This window comes from Bradyrhizobium sp. F1.4.3 (genome assembly GCF_040548375.1).
In the GTDB taxonomy this organism is placed as follows: domain Bacteria; phylum Pseudomonadota; class Alphaproteobacteria; order Rhizobiales; family Xanthobacteraceae; genus Bradyrhizobium.
Genome location: NZ_JBEPRN010000011.1, coordinates 113,961 through 134,722 on the forward strand (window position 1 = coordinate 113,961; position 20,762 = coordinate 134,722).

At 63.5% G+C, this 20,762-nt stretch carries 22 protein-coding genes; 9 read left to right on the forward strand and 13 right to left on the reverse strand.

Features of this window, described 5'->3' with window-relative positions:
* Nucleotides 1-11: 11 nt before the first annotated feature.
* The 10 genes from ABIB73_RS25325 to ABIB73_RS25370 form a co-directional block, all read right to left on the reverse strand.
* Nucleotides 12-986 (reverse strand): type II secretion system F family protein, encoded by a 975-nt coding sequence (locus tag ABIB73_RS25325; protein ID WP_354228457.1) that lies wholly within the window; start codon nt 984-986, stop codon nt 12-14.
* A 9-nt stretch (nt 987-995) separates the two neighbouring features.
* A complete protein-coding gene (locus tag ABIB73_RS25330) occupies nt 996-1,973 on the reverse strand; it encodes a type II secretion system F family protein (RefSeq protein ID WP_354228459.1) in 978 nt (325 codons plus the stop codon).
* A 16-nt stretch (nt 1,974-1,989) separates the two neighbouring features.
* Nucleotides 1,990-3,453 carry a TadA family conjugal transfer-associated ATPase gene (locus tag ABIB73_RS25335; protein ID WP_354228461.1) on the reverse strand — a complete coding sequence of 488 codons (1,464 nt, stop codon included), beginning with the start codon at nt 3,451-3,453 and terminating at the stop codon, nt 1,990-1,992.
* 21 nt (nt 3,454-3,474) lie between these two features.
* Entirely contained in the window at nt 3,475-4,740 is a 1,266-nt protein-coding gene (locus ABIB73_RS25340; RefSeq protein ID WP_354228463.1) for a CpaE/TadZ family protein, read from the reverse strand.
* Nucleotides 4,737-5,471, reverse strand: coding sequence for a CpaD family pilus assembly protein (locus ABIB73_RS25345; RefSeq protein ID WP_354228465.1), 735 nt, complete (start codon nt 5,469-5,471; stop codon nt 4,737-4,739). The genes ABIB73_RS25340 and ABIB73_RS25345 overlap by 4 nt, the downstream gene beginning before the upstream one ends.
* Nucleotides 5,472-5,490: 19 nt before the next feature.
* Entirely contained in the window at nt 5,491-6,966 is a 1,476-nt protein-coding gene (locus ABIB73_RS25350) for a type II and III secretion system protein family protein (protein WP_354228467.1), read from the reverse strand.
* An 11-nt stretch (nt 6,967-6,977) separates the two neighbouring features.
* On the reverse strand, nt 6,978-7,775 hold the full coding sequence (gene cpaB, locus ABIB73_RS25355; protein WP_354228469.1) for a Flp pilus assembly protein CpaB: 798 nt from the start codon (nt 7,773-7,775) through the stop codon (nt 6,978-6,980).
* Between the two features lie 130 nt (nt 7,776-7,905).
* Nucleotides 7,906-8,430, reverse strand: a complete 525-nt coding sequence (locus ABIB73_RS25360) for an A24 family peptidase (RefSeq protein WP_354228470.1) — start codon at nt 8,428-8,430, stop codon at nt 7,906-7,908.
* A 124-nt stretch (nt 8,431-8,554) separates the two neighbouring features.
* The gene (locus ABIB73_RS25365) at nt 8,555-8,695 is read right to left on the reverse strand and encodes a hypothetical protein (RefSeq protein ID WP_354228638.1); all 141 of its coding nucleotides are present in this window, start codon (nt 8,693-8,695) and stop codon (nt 8,555-8,557) included.
* A 76-nt stretch (nt 8,696-8,771) separates the two neighbouring features.
* Entirely contained in the window at nt 8,772-8,936 is a 165-nt protein-coding gene (locus ABIB73_RS25370; protein WP_354228471.1) for a Flp family type IVb pilin, read from the reverse strand.
* Nucleotides 8,937-9,194: 258 nt separating this feature from the next.
* Between ABIB73_RS25370 and ABIB73_RS25375 the strand changes: the two genes are divergently transcribed.
* The 4 genes from ABIB73_RS25375 to ABIB73_RS25390 all read left to right on the forward strand — a co-directional run bounded on the left by ABIB73_RS25375 (nt 9,195) and on the right by ABIB73_RS25390 (nt 12,131).
* Nucleotides 9,195-10,022: a sterol desaturase family protein gene (locus tag ABIB73_RS25375; protein ID WP_354228473.1), complete on the forward strand. Its 828-nt coding sequence runs from the start codon at nt 9,195-9,197 to the stop codon at nt 10,020-10,022.
* A 160-nt stretch (nt 10,023-10,182) separates the two neighbouring features.
* On the forward strand, nt 10,183-10,677 hold the full coding sequence (locus ABIB73_RS25380; RefSeq protein WP_354228475.1) for a pilus assembly protein N-terminal domain-containing protein: 495 nt from the start codon (nt 10,183-10,185) through the stop codon (nt 10,675-10,677).
* 228 nt (nt 10,678-10,905) lie between these two features.
* The gene (locus ABIB73_RS25385) at nt 10,906-11,484 is read left to right on the forward strand and encodes a TadE/TadG family type IV pilus assembly protein (protein WP_354228476.1); all 579 of its coding nucleotides are present in this window, start codon (nt 10,906-10,908) and stop codon (nt 11,482-11,484) included.
* A gap of 23 nt (nt 11,485-11,507) precedes the next feature.
* Nucleotides 11,508-12,131 (forward strand): TadE/TadG family type IV pilus assembly protein, encoded by a 624-nt coding sequence (locus ABIB73_RS25390; protein WP_502918459.1) that lies wholly within the window; start codon nt 11,508-11,510, stop codon nt 12,129-12,131.
* Between the two features lie 123 nt (nt 12,132-12,254).
* Here ABIB73_RS25390 and ABIB73_RS25395 read toward each other — a convergent pair whose 3' ends face one another.
* From ABIB73_RS25395 to ABIB73_RS25405, 3 genes are all read right to left on the reverse strand, one after another.
* Nucleotides 12,255-12,467, reverse strand: coding sequence for a cold-shock protein (locus ABIB73_RS25395; RefSeq protein WP_194404462.1), 213 nt, complete (start codon nt 12,465-12,467; stop codon nt 12,255-12,257).
* Between the two features lie 269 nt (nt 12,468-12,736).
* On the reverse strand, nt 12,737-13,024 hold the full coding sequence (gene infA, locus ABIB73_RS25400) for a translation initiation factor IF-1 (protein WP_354228479.1): 288 nt from the start codon (nt 13,022-13,024) through the stop codon (nt 12,737-12,739).
* Between the two features lie 23 nt (nt 13,025-13,047).
* Nucleotides 13,048-14,625, reverse strand: a complete 1,578-nt coding sequence (locus ABIB73_RS25405) for a DEAD/DEAH box helicase (protein WP_354228481.1) — start codon at nt 14,623-14,625, stop codon at nt 13,048-13,050.
* 476 nt (nt 14,626-15,101) lie between these two features.
* On the opposite strand from ABIB73_RS25405, the gene urtA reads away from it, so the two are divergent.
* The 5 genes from urtA to urtE all read left to right on the forward strand — a co-directional run bounded on the left by urtA (nt 15,102) and on the right by urtE (nt 20,748).
* A complete protein-coding gene (gene urtA / locus ABIB73_RS25410; protein WP_354228483.1) occupies nt 15,102-16,424 on the forward strand; it encodes an urea ABC transporter substrate-binding protein in 1,323 nt (440 codons plus the stop codon).
* Nucleotides 16,425-16,508: 84 nt separating this feature from the next.
* On the forward strand, nt 16,509-18,116 hold the full coding sequence (urtB, locus tag ABIB73_RS25415) for an urea ABC transporter permease subunit UrtB (RefSeq protein WP_354228485.1): 1,608 nt from the start codon (nt 16,509-16,511) through the stop codon (nt 18,114-18,116).
* The gene (urtC, locus tag ABIB73_RS25420) at nt 18,113-19,282 is read left to right on the forward strand and encodes an urea ABC transporter permease subunit UrtC (RefSeq protein ID WP_354228487.1); all 1,170 of its coding nucleotides are present in this window, start codon (nt 18,113-18,115) and stop codon (nt 19,280-19,282) included. The genes urtB and urtC overlap by 4 nt, the downstream gene beginning before the upstream one ends.
* A 5-nt stretch (nt 19,283-19,287) precedes the next feature.
* Nucleotides 19,288-20,049: an urea ABC transporter ATP-binding protein UrtD gene (urtD, locus tag ABIB73_RS25425; RefSeq protein WP_354228488.1), complete on the forward strand. Its 762-nt coding sequence runs from the start codon at nt 19,288-19,290 to the stop codon at nt 20,047-20,049.
* A gap of 3 nt (nt 20,050-20,052) precedes the next feature.
* Nucleotides 20,053-20,748 carry an urea ABC transporter ATP-binding subunit UrtE gene (gene urtE, locus ABIB73_RS25430; protein WP_354228490.1) on the forward strand — a complete coding sequence of 232 codons (696 nt, stop codon included), beginning with the start codon at nt 20,053-20,055 and terminating at the stop codon, nt 20,746-20,748.
* Nucleotides 20,749-20,762: the final 14 nt, after the last annotated feature.

Sequence of the window (20,762 nt, forward strand, 5' to 3'; positions counted from 1 at the left end):
CCCGCCTTGCATCAATGCAGCTCCGAGATCTTGATACCGGTCGGTCCGAGAATGACAACGAACAGCACCGGCAAGAAGAACAGGATCATCGGCACCGTCAGCTTCGGCGGCAGCGCGGCGGCCTTCTTCTCGGCCTCGTTCATGCGCATGTCTCGGTTTTCCTGCGCCATGACGCGCAAGGACTGGCCGAGCGGGGTTCCGTAGCGCTCCGCCTGCTGAAGCGCGAGGCACACAGATTTGACGCCTTCGAGCCCGGTGCGCCGCGCCAGGTTCTCATAGGCCACCTTGCGGTCCTGCAAATAGGACAGCTCGGCGGTGGTCAGGGTGAACTCCTCCGACAGCGCGATCGACTGACCTACGATCTCGGTGGCCACTTTCCGGAATGCCATTTCCACCGACATGCCGGATTCGATGCAGATCAGCAGCAGATCGAGCGCGTCGGGAAAGGCGCGCTTGATCGAAAGCTGGCGCTTGGAGATTCTGTTCTTGAGGAACAGCATCGGCGCCTGGAGGCCGGCATAGGCGGCGCCGACGCACATGCCGATCTTGATCGGCATCGACTTCTCCATATGCGCGATCAGGAACACGTAGACGACCGAGCCGACGAACAGCACGAGCGGGGCCACCATCCGGGCGAACAGGAACGTGACGTAGGGCGCATGGCCGCGATAGCCCGCCATGATGAGCTTGTCGCGCGCGGCTTCCTGCGCCAGCCACTTGGTGAGGTTGAAGTCCTCGACGACCCTCGAGACGAGCTGCTTCGGCGTTTGGCGCAGCGAGACCTTCTCATTCTTGTTGAGGCGTTCGCGCTCGCGCTGCCGGATACGCTCACGCTCGCTTGCCACCGCCTTCATGCGCTTGGAGAGGCCTTCGCCGGCGAACAGCGGCATCACCAGCGTATACACCGTGGCGCTGGCGGCGATGGCCGCCAGCAGCATGGTCATGAAGTGGACGTCGTGCAGCTTCGTGACAAGGAGATCGACCATACGGCACCATCAGAAATCGAAGTTGATCATCTTCTTCATCACCATGATGCCGACCGACATCCAGACGACGCAGCCGACCAGCATGAGCTGGCCGGTAGGGTGGGTCCACAGCATCGAGATGTAGCCGGGCGTGGTGAGATAGACGAGGAACATCACGATCGGCGGCAGCGAGCCGATGATGCCGGCCGAGGCCTTGGCCTCCATCGACATCGCCTGGATCTTTTCCTTCATCTTCTTGCGGTCGCGCAGCACCTTGGAGAGGTTGCCCAGCGCTTCAGAAAGGTTGCCACCCGACTTCTGCTGGATCGACACCACGATGCCGAAGAAATTGGCCTCCGGCAGCGGCATTCGATCGTAGAGCCGCGCGCAGGCCTCGCCGAGCGGCATGCCGATCGCCTGAGTCTCGATGATGGACAGGAACTCGCTGCGCAGCGGCTCCGGCGCGTCAGCGGCGACGACCTTGATCGACTCGAACAGCGGCAGTCCGGCCTTGATGCCGCGGACGATCACGTCGACGGCGTCGGGCAGCGCTGCCAGGAACTTGTTCTCGCGGCGTGTCTTCAGGAAACCCAGCGCCCAGCGCGGCAGCCCGAAGCCGCCGGCAAAGGCGAGACCGGCGGCGCCGAGCAGGCCGCCGCCGCCGAACAGGGCGCCGAAGAAGAACACGCCCGCCACGACCGCGGACGCGATCCAGAACTTCTGCGGCGTCCAGTCGAGCCCCGCCTGCGACAGGCGGATGTGGAGCGGAACGCTCTTCTCCTGCGCTCGCCTCGCCTCGAGATCCTTGAGGGTGGTCTCGACCTGCTCGCGGCGCGAGCGCTGGGTCTTCTCGGCTTGGCGGGCCGTAGGCGCTTCGGCGCGCGCGACCGACGCGCGGCGATTCTCGGCCTTTCGTTCGCCGGACAGCAACGGATAGAGGAAAACCCAGGCCATGCCGCCGACGGCGGCGGTGGCGAGGAAGGCGAGGGCGAGGACCTGCATGTTCATGGCTGCGCTGACCTGCTCACGTATTCGGTGCCACTTCCGCGGCGTCGAGCGCCGCGGCAAGGCGTTTCTCTTCGCCGTAATAGCGGGCGCGTTCCCAGAATTTCGGGCGTCCGATGCCGGTCGAGCGGTGCTTGCCGATGATCTTGCCGTTGGCGTCCTCGCCGACCAGGTCGTAGAGGAAGATGTCCTGGGTGATAATGGTGTCGCCTTCCATGCCCATCACCTCGGTGATGTGGGTGATGCGGCGCGAGCCGTCGCGCAGACGCGCGGCCTGGACGATGACGTCGATCGAGGCGCAGATCATCTCGCGAATGGTGCGCGAGGGCAGCGAAAAACCACCCATGGTGATCATCGATTCGCAGCGCGACAAGGCTTCGCGGGGATTGTTGGCGTGCAGCGTTCCCATCGAGCCGTCGTGGCCGGTGTTCATGGCCTGGAGCAGGTCGAAAGCCTCGGGGCCGCGGACTTCGCCGACGATGATGCGCTCGGGACGCATACGCAGGCAGTTGCGCACCAGCTCGCGCATGGTGACCTGGCCTTCGCCTTCGATGTTGGGCGGGCGGGTTTCGAGCCGCACCACGTGGGGCTGCTGGAGCTGGAGTTCGGCTGCGTCCTCGCAGGTGATGACGCGCTCGTCGTGCTCGATGTAATTGGTCAGACAGTTGAGCAGCGTGGTCTTGCCCGAACCGGTACCGCCGGAGATCAGCACGTTGCAGCGGACCCGGCCGATAATCTGGAGGATTTCCGCGCCCTCCGGCGAGATTGCGCCGAACTTGACCAGCTGATCCAGCGTCAGCTTGTCCTTTTTGAATTTGCGGATGGTGAGCGCCGGGCCGTCGATCGCGAGCGGCGGCACGATGGCGTTGACGCGGGAGCCGTCGGCGAGGCGCGCGTCGCAGATCGGCGAGGATTCATCGACGCGTCGGCCGACCTGGCTGACGATGCGCTGGCAGATGTTGAGGAGCTGCTGGTTGTCGCGGAAGCGGATCCCGGTTCGCTGGATCTTGCCGCTGACTTCAATGAAGACGGTGCCGGCCCCGTTCACCATGATGTCGGCGATGTCGTCGCGCGCGAGCAGCGGCTCGAGCGGGCCGTAGCCGAGCACGTCGTTGCAGATGTCGTCGAGCAGCTCTTCCTGCTCGGCGATCGACATCACGATGTTCTTGATCGCGATGATCTCGTTGACGATGTCGCGGATTTCCTCGCGCGCAGACTCGGAATCGAGCTTGGCAAGCTGGGCGAGGTCGATGGCCTCGATCAACGCGCCGAAGATGGTCGCCTTGACCTCGTAATAATTGTCCGAGCGGCGACTCTCCATGGTCGGCGCCGGCCGGGCGGGGGCGAGCGGCGGCGAGGCGACGGCCGGCGGGGGCGGCGCGCGCGACACTGTCGGCGCCGGAGCCGGGGTTGGCTCTGGCGACACGGCGCCGGGCTTGGGAGCCCGAGGGTCGGTGTCTGTTCCGCTACGCTTACCGAACACTTAACAACTCCATGCGGCGGCCTATTTTCCCCGCAACTTGTCAATCAGCGGTGAAAGCAAGGACGACTTTTGTTTCTTCGTCTCGCTGCGGCCGGTCAGCCGCTGGGCGATCTGGAGGAACATCTCAATCGACTTGTGGTTGGCGGAGATCTCCGCGATCATCTGGCCGTTGTTGGCGGCGGAGCCGAAGATCTGCGGTTCGAACGGGATCGAGACGACCGGCTGGCTCTCGATCGCCTTGGCGAATTCGGCGGCGGCGATCTCCGGCCGCTTGGGAATGCCGACCTGGTTCAGGCAGTAGAGCGGGGGCCGGTCGTTGGGGCGCGCGGCCTTGAGGAGATCGAACAGGTTCTTGGTGTTGCGCAGGTTGGCGAGATCCGGCGCCGCCACGATCAGGATGTCGTCGGCGCCGATCAGGGCGCGCTTGGTCCAGCCCGACCATTGATGGGGGACGTCGAGCACGATGCAGGGCATCGTCGCGCGCAGCGTGTCGAACACCGCATCGAAAGCGTCGCTGCCGAAATCATAGACCCGGTCGAGCGTCGCCGGCGCCGCCAGCAGGCTGAGGTGGTCCGTGCATTTCGACAGCAAACGGTCGATGAAGGCGGTATCGACGCGATCGGGCGAGAACACGGCGTCCGCAATGCCCTGCGGCGGGTCCTGGTTGTAGTCGAGCCCGGCGGTGCCGAAGGCGAGGTCGAGATCGGCAACCACCGCGTCCATCGCGAGGTCCCGCGCAATCGCCCAGGCGACGTTGTGGGAAATGGTGGAGGCGCCGACGCCGCCCTTGGCGCCGACCACGGCGATGATGCGGCCGACCGCCTTGGCTTCCGGCGCCGAGAACAGATTGCAGATCGATCGCACGACGTCGATCGCGCCAACGGGGGCGAGCACGTAGTCGCTGACGCCGCGGCGCACCAGCTCGCGGTAGAGCATGACGTCGTTGATGCGGCCGATCACGACCACGCGGGTGCCGGCGTCACAGACGGTGGCAAGCTGGTCTAGCCCGGCCAACAGATCGTTGCGGGCGTCACTCTCGAGCACGATCACGTTCGGCGTGGGCGCCGACCGATAGGCCTCGATCGCAGCCGCCATGCCGCCCATCTGGATCTTCAGATGGGCCTTGCCGAGACGGCGGTCCTCGCCGGCCGATTGCACGGCGGCGGCAGTCTCCACGGTTTCGCAGAAGGCCTGCACCGAGACGCGTGGCGCAGGCGCGATATGCTCCTCGACCGGCGAAGGGGCTTCCGGCTGCTCTTCTTGAGTCTGGCGAGCGTAGCTGATCATTTGCCGGTGTCGCTGAGTTTGGCCCGTTCGGCCTCGGGATAGGTCACCGCCGTGGGAACTCCCTTGCGATACTTCTCGAAGGCGGCGGTGCGTCGCGCCGTATAGGCCGGTGTTTCAGGTCGCGGCTGCTCAAGGTCCGACGGATTGTCGACCATGGCCGCGAGGTTGCGCTGATAGGCGCAGCCGAAATTGTAGTAGTCCTTGTTTTCGAACCAGCTCTTGTTCTTCATCGAGGGGCCGATGTCGTCCGGCCACAGGCCGCAGGGGCCCGCGACCGCGGCGATCTTGGAATAGGTCAGCCGGATCGGCGGCAGGAAGCGCTTGTCTTCCGGCTGGTAGGGGCGAGCGATGACGCCTCGCGCGGGAACGCCTGCCGCGGCCAGCATCGCCTGGATCTCACGCATCGACTCCGCCACCGGACGTGCATTAGGCGTTCCGGACGGCACGTCGATATGGATGGCGCCGGTGCCCTCGTGCAGCCAGGTCGATGCCAGGCCCATCACGTCGGCGCGCTGGGCGGCCGTCAGTCCGCCGCGGGCGTGGCCGACGAAGACGACGATCGAGCGGTTCTGCTCCTCGATCGCGATCGGATGACGCTGCTTGTAGTCGTCGGGTATGGAAGCGGTGGCCACTTCGTCATGCTGGCAGCCACCGAGCGCGAGCGCGATACCAACCAGCAGGCCACCGAAGCCGGCGGCGCGTCTGCGAATCTGGGGTGGTTTTGTGATCATTACGAAGTCCCGTTCCGCGTCAGTCGGTGATGAAGCCATAAGTGCCGCGGTAGTTGCGTGCCGGTTCGGTTTTGCCGGGCACGCCGTAGATGCGGTTGATGTTGCCGATCAGTTCTGCCTGCGGATCCGCGGGCGCCGAGAAACCGTCATCCGGCCGCGACAGATCCTTCTGCGCCACCGCGCGCACGATATAGGGCGTCACGATCACGACCAACTCGGTCGAGTTGTTGACGAAGTCGCGGCTGCGAAACAGGCTGCCGAGGACCGGGAGCTGCATCAGGCCCGGCAATCCGCTGACCGCCTGCTTGGTCTGCTGCTGGATCAGGCCGGCCATTGCCATTGCGCCGCCGGAAGGAATTTCGAGCGAAGTCTCCGCGCGGCGGGTCCTGATCGAGGGCACCGTCAGCGAGTTCACCGAGGTCGAGGTGACGGCCTGCGACAGCGTGATCGCATTGTCGTTGGAGAGTTCCGACACTTCGGTCATCACCCGCAGACTGATCTTGCCTTCGCTCAGCACCACGGGCGTGAAATTGAGCGAGATGCCGAACTTCTTGAAGCTGATCTGGGTGGTACAGACATGCGTGGTGGGATCGCAGGCATAACCTGCGGGCACCGGGAATTCACCGCCGGCGATGAAGGTCGCCGATTCACCCGAGATCGCCGTCAGGTTCGGCTCGGCCAGCGTGCGGATCACGCCTGCGGTCTCCATCGCGCGCAGGGTGGCCTGCACCGACGGGGTCGCGCCGAACTTCGTGGTCAGGCTGTTGCCATCAACAAGATTGTGGCCAAGCGCCGTGAACGGGTTGGAGTTGGAGAAGCTCACCACCGAGGTGCCGTAATTGAGGTTGGCGGTGAGATCGATGCCGAGCTGCTTGACGATGTTGCGCGCGACTTCGGCCACCGTCACCTTCAGCATGACCTGGTCGCGGCCGCGGACCACGATCGAGTTCACCACCTTGTCGGCGCCGCCGGCGAGGCGCGCGGCGAGATCGTTGGCCTGCTGCGCTTCGATCGGGTTGGCCGCCGAGCCGCTCAGGACGACGCCGTCGCCGAGGCCGTCGATCTGGATGTCCGAATTGGGCAGGATCTGCTTCAGCGCGGCACGCACGCCGTTGAGATCGCGCTTGACCGCGATGTCATAGGCCGCGATCTGCTGGCCGGCGGAATCGAAGAACACGATGTTGGTCTGGCCGACCGAGGCGCCGATGATGTAGGCGCGCTGGGACGAGCGCACCACCGCATTGGCGATCTTGGGATCGGCGACCAGCACGTCCTTGATGTCGCGCGGCAGGTCGATCACGATCGACTTGCCGATGCCGAGCGAGAGGAAGCGCGCGTTCATCTGGCCGTCGGCCGCAACCGGCGCCACGGGACGGTAGTCCGCGGCGACCACGGGGGTCAGCGCGGGGTTGAGCGTCAGCGCGACAGCGGCCGAAAACGACAGGGCGCGGACCATTGCGGTTCGCTTCGTCGCCAGATATGCCCTGCATTTCATATCGCCAGTCCTCATCGTACCTTCGCCGTCTGACTCTGAATGCCGTAGCGAATGATCGAAATGCCGTCGCGCTTCTGCGCGGAATCATCGAGCGTGATTTCGCTCATCTTGACGTCGACAATGCTGCGCAGCGCCAGCGACAGCGTACCGCTCTGGCGGGCGGCGGACAGCGTCTGGGTCTGCGCGGGATTGAGCTCGAGGGTTACGGTCTTGCCGACCACCGTGTTCTGACCGTCCTTCTCCTTCGGCGCCTGGTCGATGGCCAGCACGCGGACATTGGTCAGGATGATCTCGGACGTGACGACATCCGAGGCGCCGGCGCCCTGGTCCGGGTTCTTGAGGCGGCGCGTGAGAAGCACGTCGACGCGATCGTTAGGCAGGATGAAGCCGCCGGCGCCGGTCTCCGGCGAGATTTCGGTGGAAATGGCGCGCATGCCGGTCGGCAGGATCGCGGCCATGAAGCCGGAGCCATCGGCCTTGACCAGCTTCTGGTCGCGGATCGGCTCGCCCTGGATGAAGGGAGCGCGCGCGATCGAGCCGGTGACCTGGGTCACGCCCTCGGGACGCTCGTTGCGGCGGATGAAGGTGGCGCTGGCGGTCGCAGTCGGCCAGGTCTGCCATTGCACGTCTTCCGGCTTCAGGGTCTGGCCGAGGCCGATGTCGGCCTTGGCCACCAGCACGTCGACGGTGGGAAGCTGCGCGACCGGAGCCGGAGGCGGCGCAGAATTGTTCGAGCCGCTCGCCAGATACGCGGCGATGCCGCCGGCGCAGATGGCGACCGTCAGGACGACAATGCGTGCCCTATTCATACGCTTCACTTTCCAACAAGAACGCCGCGACGCTGCCGCCGCCGTAATCGGCAGTTGACCAGCTATTCGTCAAAGCATGGTTAATGAGGCGTATCTAAATCGGCTTAACGCCGGGTTTATCCGGGGCTTTTCAACGCAGTGCGAGGTGAGAGAGGTCGATCGCTTTCACCCATTCGGTCTCCGGGTAGACCATCAGCGCGCTCAGCGCGAGCGCGATGCCGTAGGGAACGCCGCTCTCCTTGGCGTGCAGCCGTGCGAGCCAGGCCTGGCCGGCAAGCCCGTAGGGCAACGGCCATTGCCGGAACTGGAGTAGGAGCAGCGTCAGCGCTCCGCCGAACAGCGAGGCATAGAGCAGGAAGTTCATCAATGGCGCGAAACCGAACCAGAGCGCCACGGAAGCCGCGACCTTCGCATCGCCGCCACCAACCCAGCCCATCGCAAAGCAGGTGAACGCGACGACCAGAACAAGTGCGCCGGCGCCGACATGGGTCAGCATGTCGTAGGGTGCCATGCCACCAGCGATGGCGAGCACGAAGAAGCCTGCAACCAGCGCCAGCGACACGCGGTTCGAGATCGTCATCGTGAAGAGATCGCTGGCCGCGGCGAACGCCACCAGGGCCGGGAAGAGCAGAAGGCGCGCGAGATCGAGGGTCATGGGCTGCGTCTTGAGGCCTGGGTCTGTCGCCGGATCGGGGCGTCGTCGCATGCTAGCCGGCAGTGCTAAACAAACCGACAACGGCGGCAGCAGCCTCGGAGCCGGCAACGCGGAGCCGGCGGTCTCACCAGATGCTGGCGATGCGTGTCGCGAGCGTGACCACCGCGAGCAGTAGCGCAAGGCAGACCCAATAGACCGAGGCGTCGGCGCGCGCCGTTTCCGCCTCGCTCGCCGCAACCGCGGCATCGGTTCTGTATCTGCGCAACGCCACTGGAACTCGCCGTGTCCAAAAAAACAAAGGCCCCGGAGGTTCGGGGCTTTTGCCGTCGAATGTCGGTCGCTTACTTCAGCGAGGAGCTGATCGAGCCGAACTTGTCGTTCAGCGTGGTGCCGAGGCTGTTGACGACGGTGATGATGGCCAGCGCGATGCCGGCGGCGATCAGGCCGTATTCGATGGCGGTGGCGCCGGATTCATCCTTCGCGAAACGCGAAATCAGGTTCGTCATGAACTAAACTCCATCTGGGGTGGGGTCGCCTCGTTCGGCGCTGTGTTGACACGACGAGCATGTGAGCCGAGCTCTTTCGGTAGAGTTAATTCGATCGTGCAAACGCGGCCGCGGCTTGATGCTTTTGGCCAGAGTGAATTTCGCCTTAAGACGGCCGTGGTAATTCGCTCCGGTGCCGAACGCGCCGTCAGCTTCACCCTCCCTTAAATTTCGCGGAGTAGGCGTAGACAGGATCAGCAGTTTGGAAGCGAGGCGACGATGTCGAGCCTACCCATGCAAGTCGCCCTGATGCTCGGCGAGACCATCGAGAAGGTGATCCCCATCACTTTCATGCTCGCGGTGGTCTTCACGGTGCTTGAGCATTTCTGGGCCTGTAATCCCGGAGCGCCGTGGTGGCGCAAGCGGGAGATCGTGACCGACATCTGTTACTGGTTCTTCGTGCCGGTGTTCGCCCGCACCATGCGGATCGGCCTTCTGATCGTCACCGCCGGCGTCGTCTTCAACATTCACGATGCCGACGAGCTGATCGCCTTCTATGACAACGGCCATGGCCCGCTGTCGCAATTGCCGCTCTGGATGCAGGGGGTGCTGTTTCTGGTCCTGGCCGATTTCATGCTGTACTGGCTGCACCGGCTGTTCCACGGCGGCGAGTTCTGGAAGTACCACGCGATCCATCACTCCTCGGAGGAGATTGGGTGGATTTCCGCGGCCCGATTCCATCCGGTCAATCTGATGCTCGGCACGATCGGCGTCGACGTCGTGCTGCTGATGGCCGGCATTTCGCCGAACGTCATGATCTGGGTCGGACCGTTCACCACCTTCCATTCGGCTTTCGTCCACGCCAACCTGAACTGGACCTTCGGGCCGTTCCGATATGTGTTGGCGACGCCGGTGTTCCACCGCTGGCACCACACCTCTCTCGAAGAGGGCGGCGACACCAATTTTGCCGGCACCTTTCCGATCTGGGACGTGCTGTTCGGTACCTTCCGCATGCCGAAGGGTGAGCTGCCGCAGGACTACGGCAAGGACGAAGCGACCATGCCCAAGGAGATCGCAGGCCAGCTCGCCTATCCGTTCCGCCGCTAGGACCGCATGCGGCCCGGGGGGCCGCAAAACGCCAATCCGTTCAAACAATAGTCGGCGAATTTGCGGAACGTTCACGAATTGCGGGCAGGTTAGCCGGGTCGGGCGCCGGCTCCGCTTCCAAATCGATTCTGCCGGTTTGTGACGTCCCGGGAGTAAGAGTATGCGTAAAGAGTTCCTGCGCCGCCATGCGCGCGTCTGTCTTCTGGCTGCGGTCGCTGTGCTAGCTTCGCCGGCTGCCGGCGTTGCCGAGCCCACTGCCGATACCATCGCCGTGAATGTCGACCAGGCCAAGCTCGTGCGGCTGCCCGGCAAGGTGGCAACGATCGTGGTCGGCAATCCCTTGATTGCCGACGTCACGCTCCAGCCCGGCGGAATGATCGTCGTGACCGGGAAGGGCTACGGCGCCACCAACTTCATCGCGCTCGATCGTGGCGGTGAGATCCTGGTTGATCGTCAGATCCAGGTCGAAGGCCCGAGCGACCGGCTCGTCACCGTCTATCGCGGGGTCGAGCGGGAGTCCTACAGCTGCATGCCGCTCTGCCAGCGCCGCGTCACGCTCGGCGACAGCGACAACTACTTCAATACCACGATGAGCCAGGCCGGCTCGCTGAGCAGCAATGCCAGCGGCGGCGGCGCGGCAGGCAAGACGAACTAGCAAGACCGATTAGCAAAATCAGCCGGAAACCAACGGGCGGGACCATCCGGTCCCGCGCGGCCCTGTCGTGGGCGGCAGGATTTCTGTCTTCCCTGCGTCCGCGGGCCGGCGTGGTTAACCTGCTCTTAACGGCACGGTCCGTCCGGTGCGGACTGTCTGAAACTCTTAAACAATCAGTTTGAGCTACTGATCGGGCAGATGATCGCTGCCGCTGGGGAATATGACGCGATGCAATCGCCTGCACCTTCGAGGTTCACGCTCCGGACTGCGCTGTACCGTTTCCGCGGCAATCGCCGCGGTTCCGCGGCGGTCGAGTTCGCGCTGGTCGCACCGATGTTCTTTGCGCTGCTGTTTGCCATCATCGAGACAGCGCTGATGTTTTTCGCGGGCCAGGTGCTCGAGACGGTCACGCAGAATTCCGCCCGTGTAGTCCTGACCGGCCAGGCGCAGTCCGGATCGGTGACGGCCTGCGCGGTGAACAGCGTGAGCACGCCGTGCACCCAGACGACATTCAAGACCTATGTTTGCAGCCAGATACCGGCGCTGTTCGATTGCAACAGTCTCGTCGTCGACGTCGAGAGCTATAGCTCGTTCTCGTCGGTAACTCTCGCAAACTACACCGCTTGCAATTTCGATCCCAGCGCCATGGGGTACAATCCAGGGAGCTCCGGGCAAACCGTCGTGGTGCGGCTCTACTACAAGTGGCCGCTCTTTGTGACCGGGCTCGGCTACAATTTGGCGTGCAGCAGCAGAAACACCACGCGCCTTCTCGTGGCGACGGCCGCATTCCAGAATGAGCCCTATTAGCACCATCGGATTTGAGCAGAACCATGCAGGCGATAGTGAAAATCTTGCGGGCTAGCCGAACCTCTGCAAGCGAGTTCCTCGCGGACAGCAAGGCGCTCGCGGCAACCGAATTCGCGGTGATCGTGCCGCTGATGCTCGTGATGTTCTTCGGCACCGTCGAGTTCTCGTCTGCGGTGGCGATCGACCGCAAGATGACATTGATTGCGCGAACTCTGTCCGATCTGACGTCGCAGTCCTCGGGGACGTTGACCGATACCAACCTCCAGAACACGTTCACAGCGAGCATGTCGATCATTACCCCTTACGACGATACGCTCGTGAACAGTACGATTGCTCAGATCTATATCGACTCAACAGGCGTCGCCAAGATTCAATGGAGCAAGTCGGCCATCATCTCGAGCGGTGCGACGCAGGCCACGCTGACGGCTCCGCCTACGTCTCTGGCGCCTGGCACCACGGTCACCACGATGATTCCGTCAACGCTCTTGATTCCGTCGACCTACCTCATCTTCAGCCAGGCGAGTTACGTATACGCGGCGACCGTCAAATACGTCTTGAAGTCGGGCGTCACGCTGAGCGATGTCTCCTATACGCGGCCGCGGCAAGTTGCTTGCGTTGCCTATGGCGGCGTCCCGACGTCGTGCTGAAAACCGGACGCCGCGCTCGCTGATCTCGCATGAAAAAAGGCCGTGCATCCCGCACGGCCTTTTCCGTTTTTGGTGCGCTTCGCGCTGATCCGGGCGCGCGTCCCGCGGGGCGCGCGCTGGACGTCAGCCTGCGTCGCGGAGGTTGTCGGCAGCCGACTTGCCGGACCGGCGATCGGCCACGATCTCGTAGGAGATCTTCTGGCCTTCGCGCAGCGTGCCGAGGCCGGCACGTTCAACGGCGCTGATGTGAACGAACACGTCCTGGCCGCCATCGTCGGGCTGAATGAATCCAAAGCCCTTGGTTGCGTTAAACCACTTCACGGTTCCCATGCTCATGGGGGTAGTCCCTTCTCAGATACACAATGTAAGAGCCCGCTCACGCAGGCAGGTTAGATCGAATTTTTGGAAGGGTCGTCAGCGTGTCTGAACCGGCTGTACCGGTGGATGCCAATGTCGTCCGGCCGAAAATCGATGAGTTGATTTTATTGGAAACAAGGCACCAAAACAATCCTGACGTGCACGATTTTTTGATCCGCCGTGAGGTCCACGGCGGATCAGCATACAGATCAGCATTTTAATTCCGCGCTCGCGCGCGAAATGGCCGTTTAGCGGCGGCGGAATTGGCCGCCGCCCGGCCCCCGCCGCGGCGGTCCACCGGGCGTCGAGGGACGTTCGTCCTTGTGGCGGAAAATCAGCCGGCCCTTCTCGAGGTCATAGGGCGACATCTCCACCGTCACGCGGTCTCCCGCCAGCGTCTTGATGCGGTTTTTCTTCATCTTGCCGGCAGTGTAGGCGACGATCTCGTGCCCGGCGTCGAGCTGCACGCGGTAGCGCGCGTCGGGGAGGATTTCGGTGACCAGTCCTTCGAACTGGATCAGCTCTTCCTTAGCCATGAATTTCTCCAGGTCGTGGACGGCTAGTGCGAATAGGGTTTGCGGGTCGATTGGCCATTCGGCCGACTCTCACGGCGCAAAAAGGCCACGCCTTGTATCCCATCAGGCTTGCCGGCGCTATGCGCGGAACGCTGCTCCGGCCGGTCGTTTGACGAAGAATGTGCCTTACCACCGGACCGCCGGCGGCGAGATCCCTTCGAGACCTTCTGGCTACCGCCAGGCCGTCCGTCAACATGCCTGCCGTCACCGGGCCGGCCTTCGCCAGGCCTTCCGTCGGCCGGCTTGCCGGCGCTATGCCGTCCGTCAGGACGCCTTTCGTCAGCACGCCGTCCTTCACCTTGCCTTGCGCCTTGCGGGCGCTGGCCCGGGCGGCCCGGCCGGCCCTGCCTTTGCTGTGACGGGGGCGAGCCCGCGTCGCTGCGGCCGGCATCGGTGCGATGATCTTCCCGCGGCAATGCCACCCGAATCAGCCGCTCGATGTCGCGGAGATAGCTGAGCTCCTCGCCGCCTGCGACCAGTGAGATCGCGGTACCTTCGGCGCCCGCGCGCGCAGTGCGGCCGATGCGGTGCACATAGGTCTCGGGCACGTTCGGCAGGTCGAAATTGATGACGTGGGTGATGCCGTCGACATCGATGCCGCGGGCGGCGATGTCGGTGGCGACCAGCGTGCGGATTTCACCGGAGCGGAACTGCGCCAACGTCCGCTCGCGATGGTTCTGCGACTTGTTGCCGTGGATGGCGCTGGCGGCGATGCCGGCCCTCTCAAGCGTCTTCACAACCTTGTCGGCGCCGTGCTTGGTGCGGGTGAAGACCAGCGCGCGGTTGATCGGCTCGTCCTTCAGGAGCTTGGTCAGGAAGGCGGGCTTGGCCGAGAAGTCGACCTGGATGATGCGCTGGTTGATCCGCTCGGCCGTCGAGGACACCGGGGTCACTGCGACGCGGACGGGGTCACGCAGCATGGCGTCGGCGAGCTCGGCGATGTCCTTCGGCATGGTGGCCGAGAAGAACAGCGTCTGCCGCTTGATTGGCAGCTTGGCGACGATTTTGCGGATGTCGTTGATGAAGCCCATGTCGAGCATGCGGTCGGCCTCGTCGAGCACGAGGAATTCGACGCTTCCAAGCTTCAACCCGTTGCTCTGCACGAGGTCGAGCAGGCGGCCGGGGGTGGCGACCAAAACCTCGACGCCTTGCATGAGCGATCGGACCTGGCGGCCCATCGGCACGCCGCCGATGGTGAGCGTCGAGCTCAGGCGGATGTGGCGGCCATAGGCGTTGAAGCTGTCGAGGATCTGCCCGGACAATTCGCGGGTGGGCGACAGCACCAGGACGCGGGCCGTCTTGGGCTGCAGCTTGATGCGGTGCTCGAGCAGACGGTGCAGGATCGGCAGCGCGAAGGCCGCGGTCTTGCCGGTTCCGGTCTGGGCGATGCCGACGACGTCGCGGCCGGTCAGCGCCGTGGGAATAGTCTGGGCCTGGATGGGGGTGGGGGTGACGTAGTTCTCTTCGGCGAGAGCACGCGCGATGGGTTCGGCGAGGCCGAAGTCCTGAAAGGAAGTCAAAAGATGGGTTCTTTCCATGTCAAAAGCGGGCGCCCAACGCATTCAGCGGGGCACGCGCAAAAGGGTGTCGAGAGGACACCTGCGTGTTTGGGGTGTCGGATGGCTTGATGGGATGGGGCAAGCCAGACGCCCGTAAGGGCTTAAGAACACGCGGCTCGCAACGACCGCTCGATTCGAACGATCTCAGACATCATATGGAACATCGGCGCGGCGCTTTCAAGGCGGGGCGTGCTACGGGCGTCGATTGCGGTGCAAAATAGTTATGCCGGAATTTTAGCCAGAGGCAGCTTTTTGCTCAGAAAATAGACTGGCTGCCGCATTGGCATACATTTTATTCGCCCAAGTTTTGAGCAATAAGACTGCGGCGAAACTTTGATTGCAGCTAAATTATCTAGCTTTCCCAATGACTTGCCTAGTGTCTGGGGCATGGCATGGTTCTTGCGATTCCGTTAATCGCAGGCGGCCGTGGGGCCGTTTCGCAGCGTTTTTCACGTCTGCGTCAGGGAGATGATACACTCATGCTTACCAAATCAACTCACGATATAGCGGCGTCATTTAGCCGCCGCGGCGTTCTCGCCGCGACCGCCGGACTGATGCTCGGTCTGGCCTCCATTTCCGGTGCGAAGGCCGCCGACGACACCATCAAGGTCGGCGTGCTTCACTCTCTCTCGGGTACCATGGCCATCAGCGAAACCACGCTGAAGGACACTATCCTCTTCCTGATCGACGAGCAGAACAAGAAGGGCGGCGTGCTCGGCAAGAAGCTCGAGGCGGTCGTCGTCGACCCCGCTTCGAACTGGCCGCTGTTCGCCGAGAAGGCGCGCGAGCTGATCACGAAGGACAAGGTCGCCGTCGTGTTCGGCTGCTGGACCTCAGTGTCGCGCAAGTCGGTGCTCCCGGTCTTCAAGGAGCTGAACAACATCCTGTTCTACCCCGTGCAATACGAGGGCGAGGAGAGCGAGCGCAACGTGTTCTACACGGGTGCGGCGCCGAACCAGCAGGCGATCCCCGCCGTCGACTACCTGATGAAGGAAGAAAAGGTGAAGCGCTGGGTGCTCGCGGGCACCGACTACGTCTATCCGCGCACCACCAACAAGATCCTGGAAGCCTATCTGAAGTCGAAGGGTGTCGCCCAGGAAGACATCATGATCAACTATACGCCGTTCGGTCACTCCGACTGGCAGACGATCGTGGCCGACATCAAGAAGTTCGGCTCGGCCGGCAAGAAGACCGCGGTGGTCTCGACCATCAACGGCGACGCCAACGTTCCCTTCTACAAGGAACTCGGCAACCAGGGTATCAAGGCCAAGGACATCCCGGTGGTCGCGTTCTCGGTGGGTGAGGAAGAACTCGCCGGCATCGACACCAAGCCGCTGCTCGGCCATCTCGCCGCCTGGAACTACTTCGAGTCGATCAAGACCCCGGCGAACGAGAAGTTCATCAAGGATTGGCAGGCCTACACCAAGAATCCGAAGCGTACGACCAACGACCCGATGGAAGCGCACGTGATCGGCTTCAACATGTGGGTGAAGGCGGTCGAGAAGGTGAAGTCGACTGATCCGGACAAGGTGATCGCTGCCCTTCCCGGCACCGAAGCGCCGAACCTGACCGGCGGCGTGTCGAAGATGCTGCCGAACCACCACATTACGAAGCCGGTGTTCATCGGCGAGATCAAGGCGAACGGCCAGTTCGACGTGGTCTGGAAGACGCCGGGTCTTGTCGCTGGCGACGCCTGGTCGAAGGAGCTCGACGGCTCCAAGGACCTGATCGGCGACTGGGTCGAGAAGAAGTGCGGCAACTACAACGTCAAGACCAACAAGTGCCTCGGTTCGGGCTCCTGATCTGGATCTGACGGCCCATAGCACGACCGGAGAAGGCGGCGATCCCGCCGCCTTCTCCACCCATCTCTGCCGGGGTCAATCACAGTGCCAGCCAATTTGTCCGCCCGTCTCTGTTCGCTCCTGCTCTCGTTGTTCCTGATCGCGTTCGCACTGCCGGCTTTCGCCGGTCCGTTCGAGGATGCGGTCGCCAAATTCGCCAACGACGATTTTTCCGACACGGAAGAGGCGATCGGTGTGGTCGCAAGCAGCGGCAATCCGCTGGCCTATCCCATCATCAGCGCGCTCCAGGATGGCCGCCTCATGGCCGATCCGGACAGCAAGAAGGTTTACGTCACCGGCGCCGACGGCAAATCGATCGATGCCGCGACCGGCCAGCCCGTGGCCAGCGTCCCCGACAGCGCCAGTGCCGTTCGACTAAACAATCGATTGCGCCGCAGTGTTGATGCCGCGGTGGGCGGTCTCACGCTGATGTCGCCGGATGTCACGACCCGTATTCAGGCCGCGCAATCCGTCTTCAAGTCGCATGAGGAATCAGCGCTCGAGGCCGTAAACACCGCGCTGGCGAAGGAAACCAACAAATCGGCCAAGGCCGCGCTCGGGGATGCGCGTGCGGCAATCCTTCTGTTCAAGCCCGACGCCACCGAGGTCGAAAAGCTCGAGGCCGTCGCCACCATCAAGGCGCACGGCGACCAGGAAGCGCTGGCGATGCTGACCGGCATGGGCGACCAGCCAGCGTCCGTGACCAAGGCGGCGGCGAGCGCAATCGCTTCGATCCAGAGCTCGCTCGCGATGTGGTCCACGGTGCAGAATGCCTGGTACGGCCTGTCGCTCGGTTCGGTGTTGCTGCTTGCGGCGATCGGGCTCGCCATCACTTTCGGCGTGATGGGCGTCATCAACATGGCGCATGGCGAGATGGTGATGATCGGGGCTTACACCACCTTCGTGGTGCAGGAGGTCATTCGCACCCGCTTTCCCGGCCTGTTCGACTATTCGCTGCTGATCGCGGTGCCGCTCGCCTTTGTCGTCGCCGGTGCGATCGGCGTCCTGATTGAGCGCAGCATCATCCGCTTCCTCTATGGCCGGCCGTTGGAAACGCTGCTTGCGACCTGGGGCCTGTCGCTGGTGCTCCAGCAGGCGGTGCGCACCATGTTCGGCCCGACCAACCGCGAGGTCGGCAACCCCTCCTGGATGAGCGGCGCGTTCGAGCTCGGCCAGATCACCATTACTTACAACCGGCTCTGGATTCTCTGCTTCACGCTTGCTGTGTTCGCGATCCTGCTGGCGATGCTGCGTTATACCGCGCTGGGTCTTGAGATGCGCGCCGTGACCCAAAACCGCCGCATGGCGGCCTCGATGGGCATCGCCACCTCGCGCGTCGACGCGCTGACTTTCGGCCTCGGCTCGGGGATCGCCGGCATCGCCGGCGTGGCGCTGTCGCAAATCGACAATGTCAGTCCCAATCTCGGCCAGAGCTACATCATCGACAGTTTTATGGTCGTCGTCTTCGGCGGCGTCGGCAATCTCTGGGGTACGCTGGTCGGCGCCTTCACGCTTGGCATCGCCAACAAGTTCCTGGAACCGGTTGCAGGGGCTGTCCTCGGCAAGATCGCCATTCTGGTCCTCATCATCCTGTTCATTCAAAAGCGCCCGCGCGGGCTGTTCGCGCTCAAGGGACGGGCGGTGGAAGCATGACGCCCCACATGCTCACGCGATCGCTGGACCGCGGCGCGACCCTGTTCCTGTTGGTCGTCGCTGCGCTCGGCGTGCTGATCCCGCTGTCCAACCTGTTGCTGCCTGCCGGCTCGTTCTTTCAGGTGCCGACCTATCTGGTCGCGCTCTGGGGCAAATATGTCTGCTACGCCATCCTGGCGCTCTCGATCGATCTGATCTGGGGCTATTGCGGCATCCTCTCGCTCGGCCACGGTGCGTTCTTCGCGCTCGGCGGCTACGCCATGGGCATGTACCTGATGCGGCAGATCGGCACCCGCGGCGTCTATGGCAATCCGATCCTGCCCGACTTCATGGTGTTCCTGAACTACCCGAAACTGCCATGGTACTGGTACGGCTTCGACATGTTCTCGTTCGCCGCGCTGATGGTGCTCGTGGTGCCCGGGCTCCTGGCGTTCTGCTTCGGCTGGCTCGCCTTCCGCTCGCGCGTCACCGGCGTCTATTTGTCGATCATCACGCAGGCGATGACCTATGCGCTGCTGCTGGCGTTCTTCCGCAATGATTTCGGCTTCGGCGGCAACAACGGTCTCACCGACTTCAAGGACATTCTGGGCTTCAACGTGCAGGCTGAGGGCACCCGTGCTGCCCTGTTTGCGCTGAGTTGCCTCGGGCTGATCGTCAGTTTCCTGATCTGTCGCGCTGTTGTCTCGTCCAAGCTCGGCAAAGTCCTGATCGCGATACGCGACGCGGAATCGCGCAGCCGCTTCCTCGGCTACCGCGTCGAATCCTACAAGCTGTTCGTGTTCACGCTCTCGGCCTGCATGGCGGGCGTCGCCGGCGCGCTCTACGTTCCGCAGGTTGGCATCATCAACCCATCCGAATTCGCGCCTGGAAACTCGATCGAGGCGGTGATCTGGGTCGCGGTCGGCGGCCGCGGCACGCTGGTCGGCGCGGCGCTTGGCGCAGTCGTCGTCAACTATGCAAAAACTTTCTTTACGTCGGGCATGCTGGCGCCGTACTGGCTGTTCATGCTGGGTGCGATGTTCATCCTGGTGACGCTGCTGCTGCCGAAGGGCATCGTGGGCACCTTCAACGCCTGGTGGGAATCGCCGAACGAAAAGCGCCCGGCCGAGACCGCCGCGAGCGCAGCGGCCGAAGACGGCGTCACTGAACCGAAGATGGCGGAGTAGGCGCAATGAATGTCATGGACACCCGCGCGACCTCGGCGATGCTCTATCTCGACGGCGTGCACGTCTCGTTCGACGGCTTCCACGCCATCAACAATCTGTCGCTGACGCTCGCGCCCGGCGAGATGCGCGCCATCATCGGCCCGAATGGCGCCGGCAAGACCACGATGATGGATATCATCACCGGCAAGACCAAGCCGGACGAGGGGACGGTGCTGTTCGACGGTGTCACCGATCTGACGCGCCTGGACGAGACCCGCATCGCCGAGCTCGGCATCGGCCGCAAATTCCAGAAGCCGACCGTGTTCGAGAGCCAGACCGTGCAGGACAATCTCCTGCTCGCGCTCAATGTCGATCACAGCGTCAAGGGCACGCTGTTCTGGCGCGGCAGCAAGGCGGAATCGGAGCGCATCGACAAGGTGCTGGAGACGATCCGCCTGACCGAGGCCCGCAACCGCCTCGCCGGCAGCCTCAGCCACGGCCAGAAGCAATGGCTCGAGATCGGCATGCTGCTCGCGCAGGATCCGAAACTGTTGCTGGTCGACGAGCCTGTCGCGGGGATGACCGACGTTGAGACGCATCTCACCGCCGAGCTGTTGAAGGAAATCAACAAGACCCACACCGTGATGGTGGTCGAGCACGACATGACCTTCGTGCGCGAGCTCGGCGTCAAGGTGACGTGTCTCCACGAGGGCACGGTGCTCGCTGAAGGCACCATCGACCAGGTGTCGTCGAACGAGCGGGTCATCGAAGTGTATCTGGGGCGCTGAGCAATGCTTGAGGTCAAGGACATCAACCTGTTCTACGGCGCGGCGCAAGCTTTGCGCGGCGTCTCGATCTCGGCTGAGCCGGGCAAGGTGACGTGCGTGCTCGGGCGCAACGGCGTCGGCAAGACCTCGCTGTTGCGCGCCATGGTCGGGCAGTATCCGATCTCGTCGGGCGCGATCGTGTTCGACGGCAGCGACATCACCGCTCTCAAGCCTTATGAGCGCGCGCGCAAGGGCATCGGCTTCGTGCCGCAGGGCCGCGAGATCTTTCCGCTGCTGACGGTCGAGGAGAACCTCAAGACCGGCTTCGGTCCGCTCAAGCGCGAGGACAAGCACATTCCGGACGACGTGTTCTCGCTGTTTCCGGTGCTGCAATCGATGCTCGGCCGGCGCGGCGGCGATCTCTCCGGCGGCCAGCAGCAGCAGCTCGCGATCGGGCGCGCGCTGGTGATGCGGCCAAAGCTGCTGCTGCTCGACGAGCCCACCGAGGGCATCCAGCCGTCGATCATCAAGGACATCGGACGTGCCATCTCCTATCTGCGCAACCTCGGCAACATCGCCATCGTACTGGTCGAACAATATCTCGACTTTGCCTGCGAACTCGGCGACAGTTTTGCGGTGATGGATCGCGGCGCGGTGAAATTCACCTGCGACCGCACCAATCTCGACGCGAGCGAAATCAGCCGCCAGATGGCGCTGTAAGCTGTTTCTGCCGC